12 protein-coding genes are annotated in these 12,106 nt (G+C 59.9%); 6 read left to right on the top strand and 6 right to left on the bottom strand.

What is annotated here, in order from left to right:
• Nucleotides 1–17: 17 nt before the first annotated feature.
• Entirely contained in the window at nucleotides 18–1,472 is a 1,455-nt protein-coding gene (locus tag ACZ5G6_RS11335; protein ID WP_223932524.1) for an MFS transporter, read from the bottom strand.
• Between the two features lie 102 nt (nucleotides 1,473–1,574).
• Here ACZ5G6_RS11335 and ACZ5G6_RS11330 point away from each other — a divergent pair, with 102 nt between their 5' ends.
• The 3 genes from ACZ5G6_RS11330 to ACZ5G6_RS11320 all read left to right on the top strand — a co-directional run bounded on the left by ACZ5G6_RS11330 (nucleotide 1,575) and on the right by ACZ5G6_RS11320 (nucleotide 5,019).
• Complete coding sequence (locus ACZ5G6_RS11330) at nucleotides 1,575–2,579, top strand: Lrp/AsnC family transcriptional regulator (RefSeq protein WP_244296961.1); 1,005 nt, start codon at nucleotides 1,575–1,577, stop codon at nucleotides 2,577–2,579.
• Nucleotides 2,580–2,624: 45 nt separating this feature from the next.
• On the top strand, nucleotides 2,625–3,518 hold the full coding sequence (locus tag ACZ5G6_RS11325) for a LysR family transcriptional regulator (protein ID WP_223932522.1): 894 nt from the start codon (nucleotides 2,625–2,627) through the stop codon (nucleotides 3,516–3,518).
• A gap of 130 nt (nucleotides 3,519–3,648) precedes the next feature.
• On the top strand, nucleotides 3,649–5,019 hold the full coding sequence (locus ACZ5G6_RS11320) for an L-serine ammonia-lyase (protein WP_498691612.1): 1,371 nt from the start codon (nucleotides 3,649–3,651) through the stop codon (nucleotides 5,017–5,019).
• A gap of 260 nt (nucleotides 5,020–5,279) precedes the next feature.
• On the opposite strand, the gene ACZ5G6_RS11315 is transcribed toward ACZ5G6_RS11320, so the two are convergent.
• On the bottom strand, nucleotides 5,280–5,675 hold the full coding sequence (locus ACZ5G6_RS11315) for a VOC family protein (RefSeq protein WP_498691611.1): 396 nt from the start codon (nucleotides 5,673–5,675) through the stop codon (nucleotides 5,280–5,282).
• Entirely contained in the window at nucleotides 5,645–5,857 is a 213-nt protein-coding gene (locus tag ACZ5G6_RS11310; protein WP_498691609.1) for a hypothetical protein, read from the bottom strand. Before ACZ5G6_RS11310 ends, ACZ5G6_RS11315 begins: the two co-directional genes overlap by 31 nt.
• Nucleotides 5,858–6,302: 445 nt before the next feature.
• Here ACZ5G6_RS11310 and ACZ5G6_RS11305 point away from each other — a divergent pair, with 445 nt between their 5' ends.
• From ACZ5G6_RS11305 to ACZ5G6_RS11295, 3 genes are all read left to right on the top strand, one after another.
• A complete protein-coding gene (locus ACZ5G6_RS11305) occupies nucleotides 6,303–7,559 on the top strand; it encodes an ABC transporter substrate-binding protein (protein WP_223932519.1) in 1,257 nt (418 codons plus the stop codon).
• 145 nt (nucleotides 7,560–7,704) lie between these two features.
• Nucleotides 7,705–8,547 (top strand): carbohydrate ABC transporter permease, encoded by an 843-nt coding sequence (locus ACZ5G6_RS11300; protein ID WP_498691606.1) that lies wholly within the window; start codon nucleotides 7,705–7,707, stop codon nucleotides 8,545–8,547.
• The gene (locus ACZ5G6_RS11295; RefSeq protein ID WP_498691603.1) at nucleotides 8,544–9,404 is read left to right on the top strand and encodes a carbohydrate ABC transporter permease; all 861 of its coding nucleotides are present in this window, start codon (nucleotides 8,544–8,546) and stop codon (nucleotides 9,402–9,404) included. Before ACZ5G6_RS11300 ends, ACZ5G6_RS11295 begins: the two co-directional genes overlap by 4 nt.
• A 169-nt stretch (nucleotides 9,405–9,573) precedes the next feature.
• On the opposite strand, the gene ACZ5G6_RS11290 is transcribed toward ACZ5G6_RS11295, so the two are convergent.
• From ACZ5G6_RS11290 to ACZ5G6_RS11280, 3 genes are all read right to left on the bottom strand, one after another.
• On the bottom strand, nucleotides 9,574–10,026 hold the full coding sequence (locus tag ACZ5G6_RS11290) for a VOC family protein (protein WP_498691601.1): 453 nt from the start codon (nucleotides 10,024–10,026) through the stop codon (nucleotides 9,574–9,576).
• A 148-nt stretch (nucleotides 10,027–10,174) separates the two neighbouring features.
• Nucleotides 10,175–10,924, bottom strand: a complete 750-nt coding sequence (locus ACZ5G6_RS11285; RefSeq protein WP_223932515.1) for an SDR family NAD(P)-dependent oxidoreductase — start codon at nucleotides 10,922–10,924, stop codon at nucleotides 10,175–10,177.
• 136 nt (nucleotides 10,925–11,060) lie between these two features.
• Nucleotides 11,061–12,095: a Gfo/Idh/MocA family protein gene (locus tag ACZ5G6_RS11280; protein WP_498691596.1), complete on the bottom strand. Its 1,035-nt coding sequence runs from the start codon at nucleotides 12,093–12,095 to the stop codon at nucleotides 11,061–11,063.
• Between the last annotated feature and the right edge of the window lie 11 nt (nucleotides 12,096–12,106).

Below are 12,106 nucleotides of genomic sequence, written 5' to 3'. Positions count from 1 at the left end.
CTTCGTGTCGAGGTGAATTAGTTGGCAGGTTCGAGGACGTCGTCGACATTCGATGACGATGTGGTTGATTCGACCGGTGTGGTCTGGGCTTGGCGGATGAAGAGCACGGCCACTGCGAAGAGGACGCAGACTCCGGCGCAGATCCACCAGACGGCGTGGAAGGACAGCTCGGTGGCCGCCCGCGTTCCGGCGGCGGTTGGAGTGGTGAGCGCTGCCATCAGAAGCGCGAAAAGTGCTCCGGCGACTCCTCCGGCGGCGGTGCGGGCTGTGTTGTATAGCCCCGAGGCGATACCTACTGAATCGGTTGCTGCGCGCTGGACCACCAAAGTGGGGAGCGTGCCGCTGACCAACCCGGAGCCGAGCCCGGCCATGACGAGCCATACCGCGAAGGTCACCAGGGTACCTGGTGCAAGGATCATCAGGACGTACGCGATGGCGCTGAGCCCTCCTCCAAGAGCGACACTCCGTGGGCCGCCGATCAGCCGGGATGCCCGGTCGCTGAATGAGGCACCCAGGAAGGCTGCAAGCGCCATGATGCTGAGCATTGTTCCCGCGGCAGAGGCTGCAGCGCCGAAGCCGAATCCCAGCGTGGCCGGATCGGAGCGCAGGTAGACGGAGATGGGTGCTTGCGCGCCGAACAGTTGCGCGCCGTAAAGGAAGGCGACGACAATCGGGAGACCAATGCCGCCACGAAGGAGCATGGTGAGGTCCACCAGGGGGTGTTCCGTCCTGCGGGCTGAAACCACCCAGCCGGCCAGGAGGGCAATGCCGACCGACATCGCGAGGGCCGTGGTCAGCGGCGGCCATGTTGAGAGATTTGAAGCGCCTCCCAGGAGAGCAGCCAAGCCACCGCCAAGCAGTGCAGCACCGAGATAATCCACCCGGCCTTTGCTCCGCAGCGGGCTTTCCTTGACGAAGAACGCGATGCCGGGGACGCACAGGGCCATGAAGATCGCTGGCATCAACAGAGTGATGGACAGGCTCTCAGTCGCGTCGAGGACAAATCCGGCCAGGAAACCGCCGATCGTTGCGCCGAGGGTCAACGCCGCCACGAGCCTGCCGATGCTTCGCCCGGAGCGTTCAGAATCGCGTTGATGGACGATGGCGAATTCCAAGGGGAGGAAAACGGCCAGCGGGGCTTGGATAGCACGTCCCAGAAGGAACAGTTCGTAGTTTGGGGCGAAGGCAACCAAGACGGAAGCCGCGGCAACGATAGCCGTGGAGATCATGAGTATCCGCTTGTGGCCGTGGATGTCACCCAGCTTGGACAGCAAAGGGACCACCAACACTGTCGCCAACAAGTAGGCGGCGCTGATCCAATTCAGCGATGCTGCCGAGACTCCATGGTGTTCACCAATGGAAGAGAACAGAGGATTCAGCCAGCCCTGAAGTATGCCACTGCCAAGCTCCATGACCACCAGGAAACCGACGGCTCCTGCCGCCGTGGTGGATTTCTGCGCCGTTGTACGCATGTGCGCTCCGATGTGATGAGAAGTGAACGGGATCACAACATCATGGAAGTGCCGTGTTTCCAATTGATGAAATTGCAGCTTTCCGTGGATAATCTGTTGTCTATGCCGGAAAACATGCTTGATCCCCTCGAAGAGCGTCTCATCCATGCTCTTCAGATCGAAGGTCGGGCGCCGTGGAGTGAACTGGCCCCCATGATCGGAGTCGACGCCGTAACCCTCGCCAGGCGCTGGGACTCCCTGAGGGAACGCGGGCTCGCATGGGTCACCGGTATCTTCCCCGACGGAGCATCGGCACTGGTGGACATCACGTGCAAACCCCAGCAAACGGGCGAAGTGGCCCGCCAACTGGCACAGATCCCGGAAGTGATGACCCTCGACCACACCTCCGGCGGACGGGATCTATTGGCCACGGTCCTCGCCGACACCCCGCTCTCCATCTGGGACACAGTCACCAACCGCATCGGCGGCTTGGAAGGCGTCAGGAACACCCAGACGCATCTCGTTACCGAAGTAGTCATGGAGGCCTCCGATTGGAGGCTCCGCGCCCTCACAACGCAGGAGGCAGCCAGGGTCCCCCGCCCTCGCCCACCACGGGCAAGGGCGCCGCGGACCGTGCACCCTGACGTCGAAGCAGCGCTCCGCCATTGCCTGGCCGAAGATGGCCGGCGCCCCGTCAGCCGGATTGCCGCAGAACATGGACTAAGCGAACAGCGCGTCGCGGATGGGCTGGCCCGCATGCGCGCCGATGGCATGCTGCGGATACGCACGGACGTCGCACGCACGGTCACGGGTTGGCCTGTCTACGCCTGGTACTTCATGCGGACCGCCGCCAAGCACGTTCAGCAGATGAAAGGACTCATGGCTAAGATTCCTGAAGCCCGAACGGCTCTGGCCGTCGCGAGCCAGTACAACTTGGTGGTGGCCGTCTGGCTGAAGGAAATGTCCGATGTCATGCGCTTCGAGGCTGCCATGGAAGCTGCTGTGCCGAGCGCCCGCATCGTTGACCGCAGCGTAGTGTTCAGGATGAGCAAGCACCTCGGCCGGCTCATCGATGAACAAGGGGCCGCGACGCTGGGATTCGTCCACCCGTCCTCGGAAAGTAGCTGAGGCCTCAGTTCTGAGGTTAAGTGGTCCTAAACCCTGGGAGGTCCCGTGCTCGAAATCCGACGCCTGCAAATACTCAAGACCCTTGAGGTTGAGGGAACCATGACGGCCGTTGCCGCCAAGCTCCATATGACAACGTCGGCGGTCAGCCAGCAGTTGGCCGTGCTGGAACGGGAGGCCGGGATGGCGCTCCTGATCCGCGCCGGCCGGAAAGTGCGGCTGACGGAAGCTGGAGTCATGCTGGTGAAGCATTTTGGCCGGATAGCTGCGGAAGTTGAGGCAGCCGAGGCGAACTTGAAGAAGCTTCAGACAGATGTCCGCGGACACCTCGCCATCAGCGCTTTCCCCAGCTTTTGCAGCACGGTGCTGCCCGCCGCCGTCATGTCCCTTCAGGCCAGCTACCCGCGACTCGACGTCACCGTGTCCGACCTTGAGCCGTTCGAGAGTGTGGCCCAGTTGAGAGAAGGGCACATCGATGTCGCAGTGGTGGACGACCTGCACGACATCCAGGATGAGGGGCTCGTCAAGACTGTGCTGGCCCGCGATGAAATTATCCTCTGCCTACCACAGGACCGGGAGGCCCCGGATGCAGCGACGCTGGCCGACTACGCCGATGAACGCTGGATCCTTGACCAGGAAGGCAGCGTTTTTGAGCGATTCGTTCTACGAACCTGCCGTGACGCTGGATTCGAGCCGAACGTCATAGCCCACTGTCGGAACCTGATGGCCACCTTGGGGTTGGTCCGTGGTGGCCTCGGAGTCGCCCTGATGAGTGAACTGAACCTCGGCCGGGAAACGGAAGACCTGGTGGTGCGTCGAGTAGATCCAAGCTGCGGCCGCAACATCATTGTCTTGCACCGGGCGGCCAGCCGGGAATCGCCGGCAGTAGCCGCCGTCGTCGACGAACTGCGGAAAGCGACCGACGCCCGCCCGAAAGCGTGACGCGCGTTGGCGATCAGGCGAACTGTTAAGTTCTGCTTGACGTTCCGTTCAAAAGTTTCCGATAGACGCTGGCCGCATTCCCACCCAAGCTGGTAGAAGATCCCTATCAACCCTGCTTCGGAGGTATTCCATGGCTTTGAGTGCCCTTGACCTTTTTTCGATCGGAATCGGCCCCTCGTCGTCCCACACTGTGGGGCCAATGCGCGCGGCCCGCTCGTTCGTCGAAGACCTTGAAAGGGAAGGAAAGTTCGACGCCGTTGATCGCCTTAATGCCGGACTGTTTGGTTCCTTGGGGGCTACCGGACGCGGGCACGGTTCAGACAAGGCGGTCATTCTGGGATTCATGGGCGAATCGCCGGAAACCGTAGACACACTGACGGCAGACAGCGTTGTTGACGAAGCCACAGAGGCCAGGAAGATACTGCTTGCAGGGCGCCGAATGATCACGTTCAACAGAACCCAGGACGTGGTGCTCCACCTGCGCAAGTCATTGCCGGCGCATCCCAACGGAATGCGGTTCCAAGCCTTCGACAATCAGGGAAGAGTGCTGAGCGAACGCGTCTACTACTCCGTGGGTGGCGGATTCGTCGTTGGCGAGGACGGAGTTGGAAAGTCGTTCCCCGAGGCGGTACAACTCCCCTACCCGTTCTCCAACGCCGAGGAATTACTGGCCCACTGCAAGCGTGAAGGCCTGGCCATCAGCGACATCATGCTCGCCAACGAGGGCGTCTGGCGCAGCGAACACGAGACCCGCGCAAAACTGCTGCACATTTGGCAAACCATGAAAGAGTGCGTGTCACGCGGCTGTAGCCGAACGGAAGAACACCTGCCCGGGAACCTGATGGTCCGCCGTCGTGCGCCGCGGCTGCTGGCGGACCTGCAAGCGAAAGACGACACCAGCGATCCTTTGCGTGCGGTGGACTGGGTGAACCTCTTTGCGCTGGCGGTGAACGAAGAGAACGCCACGGGCGGGCGCGTCGTCACCGCCCCTACCAACGGCGCTGCCGGAATCATTCCAGCGGTATTGCACTACTACATGATGTTCACACCCGGAGCCACCGAAGAATCAGTGATCCGTTTCCTCCTCACCGCAGCTGCCATAGGTGTCCTGTTCAAGCAGAACGCCTCCATCTCCGGCGCCGAAGTGGGTTGCCAAGGGGAGGTCGGTTCTGCGTGTTCCATGGCCGCGGGCGCGCTGTGCGAAATTCTGGGCGGCACACCCCAGCAGGTGGAGAACGCCGCCGAAATCGGGATTGAACACAACCTTGGCCTCACCTGCGACCCCGTTGGTGGCCTGGTCCAGATACCCTGCATCGAACGCAACGCCATGGCCAGCAACAAAGCCATCAACGCTGCACGGATCAGCCTGCGCGGAGACGGCGTCCACCACGTCTCGCTTGACACCGCCATCAAGACGATGCGCGAGACAGGAGCAGACATGAAAAGCAAGTACAAAGAAACGTCCCGCGGAGGCCTCGCTGTTAACGTGATCGCTTGCTGATGCCCGCTGTTGCCTCCCCTCATGGGCGAGCTGGAGGACTTGTCGATGGAGGGGGCTTAATGGAGATACTTGAAAGCGCTCCGGGGGCGGGCACTAAGTAGACAAGCTTTGTCGGGCTGCGCGCCGAAGGTAGGACACCGTTTGGATAACGCTGTACGGAACGTTGCTTTCTGTCCGCACGCAAGAAAAACATCAGATGGCGGCGCTCCTCCTGCCAAGACCTTTCCATCCGATCGAATTCTTCGGCGGAGATGTCCTGGCTATCGAGGAGACTCAGCGTGCGCTTCATGGACCCGATGCATTCTTGCCACCCTGGTGCCTGGTCTAATTCCACCCTGTTTTACGTCTGGATCGAGCAGGTAGATCAGCAGTCCTCCTGCTTTTGGGCCTGAAGCGGGCTCCACCGGTTCCGACAATGCACCGTACCCAAGCTCCATCATGTCGGCGAACACCTTCCCGACCTCAGCCCCAGCAAAGGCAAGATGCGCAGTTCCTGGCTGTGCCTGTGATGGATCGACGGCAGGCGGAGGATCCTCGACCTGGGCAAGTTCCAGCCGGAAAATGCCGTCACCCGTGGTGAGCATCAGGGCTCTGACCTTCACATCGGGACGGCCGTAAAGTTTGCCTACGTAGGGTCCCGACGTCCATGCATCCAATCGGCGTAGCCCGAGCCCATCGGCGTAGAACTGACGTCACGGAACTTCTGGTCGGAGAGTCCCTGCAAGGCGTCCGATTCGACGCTGATGCCGGCGGTGTTGATCAGGAAAATGACGTCCCGTGCCTGGGTAACGGCAGCCGAGATCGAGGGGTCGGTGGCGTCAAGAATGAGGGGGACCACACGTTTCACCTGCAGCAGAATCCAACGTTCCAGTTCAGGGGGTAACGTTCCCGATGCAATCGACTAGAACGGAACAAGTGAATCCCGTAGCGCCCAGACCAGCACGCCAAGCCACGGGCTGTTCACTCTGGGCTGCTCGACCTGTGTTAGTGGGCGGCGAAAGGTTCCAGCTTTCAAAGGTCAACACCTAGGGCTGAGTCAGGGATTTAGCCCGTTCGTGATCTATATCAAATCTTTCCTTGACAGAGCCATCCCGCGGCCCTAAATTTAGTGCAACCGATCTCAGCAACCGATCTCAGTCCAACTTCTGAAAATGCAACCGATCTCAAAGGAGAGACTCGATGAACCAATCGGCTTCTCCCCACCGTCGAAGCCCCGCATTTAGCACGCGTCGCTTGAGCACGGCATGCTCCCACATCAGCACACTCATTCACAGGAGAAATTCATGATCAAAAAGCGATGGGGCTTGGCGCTCGTAACAGCCGTTGTGGCCGGCCTTGCCCTCAGTGGCTGTTCACCCTCAGCTTCGGAACCCAAAGGTCCCGTGACGCTGAACTACTGGGACTTCCTCGATCCCAGCCAGGCTAATCCGCGTTCAAAGGCACTGAAGGAAAACATTGCCAAGTTTGAGGCGGCCAACCCCGACATCAAGATCAACCTCTCCGTCGTTTCGTTGGGCGACATGTTGAACAGACTGCCGCAAGCCGCGGCAGCAGGTCAGGCCCCTGATGTCTTCAAGATGTTCACTCCCGTCGTTCCCCAGATGGCATCTGCCGGCGTCTACTCCCCGCTGCCTGACGCCGCTTCGAAGGTAACTGATTGGCTGCGTCCCACCGACACTCTTGCGGGGCCCGACGGCAAGCCGGTTGCCGTGCCGTACGAATACCGAACCTGTGCCCTGTACTACAACCAAAAGATCCTTAACCAGATCGGCGCGACCGTCCCGACCACATACAACGAGGTTGTTGAAGTTGCCAAGAAGGCTGCTGCCGCTGGCTTTACCGGGTTCGGGACGGGCTTCTCGGACACAGACAACTCGGCCATCATCAGTACCTTCTTTAACTGCTTCATGTCCCAGGTGGATCAGGAAATCTGGAACAAGGATGGTCAAGCTGATTTCGCGACGGCCAAAGGCAACGAGTTTGGTGACTTCCTGGCCAAGCTCAGGGACGCAAAGGCTCTTGGTAGCAACGTCGTTTCTGACACGTACGGCACGGTAGCTGACGGCATGGCGAGCGGCACTGTCGCAATGGCGGTCTTGGGCACAGAACGAGCGGTTTCCTTCGGCTCGCAGAACAAGGACCTCAAATGGACGGCCCTGCCTAAGGCGAGTACCGGCGACACGACAGGTACCACCATTGGGTGGACCTTGGGCATCGGCAACGGCAGTAAAAACACCGAGGCTGCCTGGAAGTTTATTGAGTACATGACCGGGCCGGAAGCCGGTGCACTGATGGCAACCGGCGGTGAGGTACCCACCCGTGCCGCCACCTACCAGCAACCGTTCTTCTCCACTCCAGAGGCGAAGACCGTCAACGACATCGCGGCCTACGTCAAGACCAACAGTGAACCACGCACGTATTCCAACACATGGACCGCGCTTGCCACTGGCCTCTCCCAAGCCGGGCAGAAGCTGACTCTCAACGGCTCATCAGGCAACGACTTTATTCGTTCCGCCCAGGACGCGGCCAACAAGAAGTAGCCGCCCGAAATAGGGGGAGCCTGGGAAATCAGGCTCCCCCTGAAAGGGACAGATAATGTCAACCAAAAGCCCCACCCGCAGCCCACGCAAGACCGCAACGTCTCCCTTAGGCACCCAGACCTTTCGCCGAGTCCGTAGGGATCGAATGGTATGGCTCTACGTCCTCCCGGTTAGCGCCGTCTTCCTCTTTGTATTTGTGGGGCCGCTCATCTACACAGCGTGGACGGCCCTACACGAGACGTCGTATTACCAGATTGGCAAATTCTCGGGTCTGAATTCCTTTGCCCGATTGTTCTCAGACTCCGACCTGCCGAGCCGCATATGGACAACCTTGGTGTTCTCGCTCGGGGCCTTGGTTATCGCTTTGCCGGCGGGGCTGCTATCTGCAATCGTGCTCAACAACCTTCACCGCTTCAAGCGTTCGGTCCGGAGCCTCTTCCTCCTTCCCTGGCTGATGTCTCAGGCCACTGCAGGAACAATCTGGCTCTGGTTCCTCAACCCCAACTATGGTCCGGCTTCAGCGATCACCAAGTCCCTCGGGTTCGGTCCCACTGACGTGTTCTCATCTCCGACCAGTGCGCTGGTTGCAGTAACTCTGATGACAGCCTGGTGGTCCTACCCGCAAGCCATGCTCCTCTTCTTGGGCGCCCTTCAAACGATTCCTGAGGAGCTCCGGGAAAGCCTCAAAATGGACGGCGGCGGCATCTGGCACCAGTTTGTGAATATCACACTGCCCTACTTGCGCAACACCATCGTCTCCGTTGTGGTCGTCCTTCTCATGCTTTATGTGCAGATGGTCACCATCATCCTGGTCACCACAAGAGGAGGCCCCATCGGGTCTACAGAAACCTTGTCCATGCGGGTCTACAACCAGATGTTCGACAAGTTTGATCTCTCCGGAGCATCAGCAACGGCAATCCTGCTTTTCGCTGTCAACATCGTCCTGACCCTCGTCGCCATTCGCTTCCGACGGAAGGAAAGCTTGTGAGCATCACAACCCCGCGCCGCCAGCGGCGCTTGGGCAGTTTCATCCGGGCAGTCCCTGCCTGGGCGTACATCATCCTCTCCGCAGCGGTGGTACTCCCCCCGGTCGCATGGATTGTGTCCACGTCACTCAAGACCGGTTCAGGCACACTGGAATTCCCGCCAAGATGGATACCGGCCCCATTCTCATCCGAGGGCTATGTCGGTCTTCTGACCTCGACCAACATCCGATTCTTCGTAAACTCCCTCATCTATGCCGGCGGCTCTATCGTCCTCGCTCTGGCCATCTGTATCCCTGCAGCATATGTGGCCACGAGGTATCGGAGCCGCCGCATGGAAACTCTGATGACAGGGATTCTGGTCCTGTCCATGGTCCCGGCCATCGTAGTCTTTATCGCGCTGTACTCGATGTTCGTCAAAACCGCATTGATCAACACTTACCCCATGATGATCATCGTCTACACGGCAATCATCTGTGGACAAACCATCCTGTTCTTACGTAATTTCATCGAGAATATTCCTGTGGAGATCGAGGAAGCGGCCGCTATCGATGGATGCTCCCGCATGCAAATCTTGTGGCGCATCATCCTCCCACTCATCCGTCCTGGTATCGCTGCCGTCGCCATCTTCATCTTCGTGTTCGTTTGGAACGACTTCCTTGTCGGCACTGTCCTCGCCACCACAGAAGACATGAAGACCGTGCAGAACGGCATAGTGCGATACATAACCACCGGCTTCGGTAGCTTCTGGGGACTCTTCGCCGCATTCATCGTCGTTGCCTTCATCCCTGTTCTCTCAATCTTCCTGGCATTCCAGCGCTGGTTTGTGGCCGGCATGACCTCCGGTGGTGTCAAGGGGTAAGTCGACGCACCAATCAGCCGCACTCTCCCGCAATACACAAAAAGCAGGCCCTGTGACCGTCACCGACGGCTCACGGGGCCTGCTTTTGCGCAACATTGAGCGGAGCTCTTGCACCCTTAAAGCAGTCGGGGGTGGCAGGGCCGGGCGCGTCATTCAGCCAGCGAGCGACTTACGAGTCCTGGCTTGGGCGCCAGTCTGGCGGCTGAATCAGCTCAACGCGATTTCCGTCAGGATCGAGGAGGTAAACCAACCACCCGCCTGCAATGGGGCCCGAGGTCGGGGCAACGGGTTCGGATACCGCGCTGTAACCAAGCGCTGTCATCCTGGTGTAAACCTGCCGCACGTCAATATCTGTAAAGGCAAGATGAGCCGTGCCCGGTTGCGCCTCTGATGGATCGACTGCTGGCAGTAGCGGCTCAGCATGTGCTAGTTCCAGCCGAAAGGATCCGTCACGGGTAGCGAGAAGCATGGCTCTGACGGTCACGTCAGGACGGCCGTAAAGTTCTCCGATATATGGTCCCGACGTCCAGGCATCCAAACGCGCCAGTCCGAGGCCATCCACATAGAATCGCTCGCTCCGCTCCATATCCGTGACGTGCAGGGCAGTGTGGTGATGTCGCATTAACTGTCTCCTTCGTAGGTCAGGGACCCGTCTCTGATTGCTCAATTGCCTTTCCAGGATGAGAGCAGCCCTATGGCGTTGATGTTGCTCTGGGTGAGTCAAGGGCACACAGGCACGGCCCGCCAATGGACAAGCGCTGTCGGGTGTTTCAGGTTCCTATGCCCAGATGTGCCCCGCCGGCCACATCCAAGGACACTCCCGTGATGTAGCGGTTGTCGGGATCTGAAAGGAACAGGATGGCCCGGGCAACTTCATCGGGTTCGGCGAACCGGCGCATCGGCAGTTCCGCCGCCCTCTTCGCTCGGTTGGCTGCTGCGTCCGGACCAGCATCCCGGGCAAATTGTGCCCACATGGGTGTGTTCACCGGTCCTGGTGCGATCGCGTTCACAGAGATTCCGTTGGGTCCGAGCAGTTCGGCAAAGGACCACATGATGTGGAGGACGGCGAGCTTGCTCGCGTTGTAGGGCAGGTAGTTGAGGCGTGATTCTTTGGCCGCAACTGAGGACAGGACCACGATGGCGCCGGCTGTGCCGGTCTCAAGCATGGATTTTGCGGTCTCCCGGACCATGGTGAAGGTCGCGGTGGCGTTGATCCTCAGGATGGAGTCGAACTCTTCGGTGGTTGTTTCCATGATGTCCGGGGTGGGGCCAAGCACTCCTGCTGCATGGATGAGGACATCAACACGGCCGTGTTGGGCTTGGATGTCCTGTATGACCGTGGCGCATTGTTGTTCTGAGGTGATGTCGAGGGGGTAAAACGCTTCCAAGGACTGGCCCTCCTTGGGGGAACGATCGGCGCCGATGACGATGGCTCCGGCGGCTATGAGTGCGGTGACTGCGGCGTCACCGATCCCTCCGCTTGATCCGGTTACCAGGACCACTTGGTCTTTGAGGCTCATCGGTTCTCTCCGTTCTGGGTGCAGCTCGAGCGCAGTGCTCCCGCGGTCGGAGTGTGAGGTGCTGGTTTCATGTTCATTTTCCTTACTCGATAATGCTCGGTTCGGCGGGTCGACCTTTGTTCGGTTTCATTGATGCTTAGGGGGCTGGCACCTCCCGAGCGCCGGAGGCCGAGGCTGCCTGGACGGCGTCGGCGATTTCCGTGGCGCGGAGCGCCTGGGCAAATGTAACGGCAGGCGCTTCACCCGCGCAGAACCTCACGGCTGCTGCTGCCTGGCGCAGGAAGAGGTCCGAGGGCTCGAAGTTTTTCTCCTGTTGTCCGCCGTCACGGTTCCACACGTGAAGGGAATCGTTTGACCACAACATACGGCCGCCAGTGGCCAGAACATCCATGGTGAGGCTCCAATCCCCCTGGTTGAGCCCTTGGGGTTCCTGCCAGGGAGACCAGTAACTCTGCAGAGTGAACACCACGCCAGACGGGAATTCGAGGGTGGAAACGACGTGTTCCGGTACCGGAGACCCGTACAGGCTGCTGCTGACGCTTGTGGCCAGGACTTTTGGGTCACCCTCGAACCACGAAGAGACCAGTTCGATGGCATGAATGCCGTTTACCACCGCAACGCCGCCCTCACTCGGATCAGCGCGCCATGAGTCGATGGTCTCCTTGTGGGCGACCGATCGAACGTTGACAGCGATCACGTCGTTGTCTCGGATCCACTGGGAGAGGAGTTCGACGGCGGGATGCTGATGGAGTGTATACCCCACCATGAGTCGTTGGTTCACTCCTGTAGCGGCGGACACGACGGCGGCACCTGCTGTATCTGCCGCCACGGGCTTTTCCGTCAGCACCCGGAATCCCCTGTTCAGCAGATCTGCACAGATCTCCGGTTGCAGAGTGGTGGGTAACGCTACGACGACCAAGTCCAGTTGATCAGAATGAAGGTCCTGGATGCTGGGCACCACCTGCGCGCCCAGCTCGTCAGCCAATGGGACCGCCCGTTTGTCCTTCTCCACAAGGTGGGTGACGTTGGCGCCCACCTGGGCGAAAGCTCGGGCATGACGGGATCCTGCCCACCCGGCCGCGCCCACCACGGCGACGCGCGGGGGCTGTGTCGCCGTCGTCATGATGTCGGACGCGCAAAGATCAGGCCTAGGGTCATAAGCGGTGCTCATGTAAATCTCTC

Source organism: Arthrobacter sp. TmtSoilC51, assembly GCF_055388015.1.
The sequence above is the reverse complement of the archived record's forward strand: the minus strand, read 5'-3'. Positions and strand labels throughout refer to the sequence as shown.

What these genes read in the sequence shown, in the direction of transcription:
- ACZ5G6_RS11285 (WP_223932515.1), bottom strand. Translation starts at nt 10,924, where the DNA reads ATGAGCCTCAAAGACCAAGTGGTCCTGGTAACCGGATCAAGCGGAGGG.
- ACZ5G6_RS11335 (WP_223932524.1), bottom strand. Translation starts at nt 1,472, where the DNA reads ATGCGTACAACGGCGCAGAAATCCACCACGGCGGCAGGAGCCGTCGGT.
- ACZ5G6_RS11300 (WP_498691606.1), top strand. Translation starts at nt 7,705, where the DNA reads ATGGTATGGCTCTACGTCCTCCCGGTTAGCGCCGTCTTCCTCTTTGTA.
- ACZ5G6_RS11320 (WP_498691612.1), top strand. Translation starts at nt 3,649, where the DNA reads ATGGCTTTGAGTGCCCTTGACCTTTTTTCGATCGGAATCGGCCCCTCG.
- ACZ5G6_RS11305 (WP_223932519.1), top strand. Translation starts at nt 6,303, where the DNA reads ATGATCAAAAAGCGATGGGGCTTGGCGCTCGTAACAGCCGTTGTGGCC.
- ACZ5G6_RS11280 (WP_498691596.1), bottom strand. Translation starts at nt 12,095, where the DNA reads ATGAGCACCGCTTATGACCCTAGGCCTGATCTTTGCGCGTCCGACATC.
- ACZ5G6_RS11290 (WP_498691601.1), bottom strand. Translation starts at nt 10,026, where the DNA reads ATGCGACATCACCACACTGCCCTGCACGTCACGGATATGGAGCGGAGC.
- ACZ5G6_RS11330 (WP_244296961.1), top strand. Translation starts at nt 1,575, where the DNA reads ATGCCGGAAAACATGCTTGATCCCCTCGAAGAGCGTCTCATCCATGCT.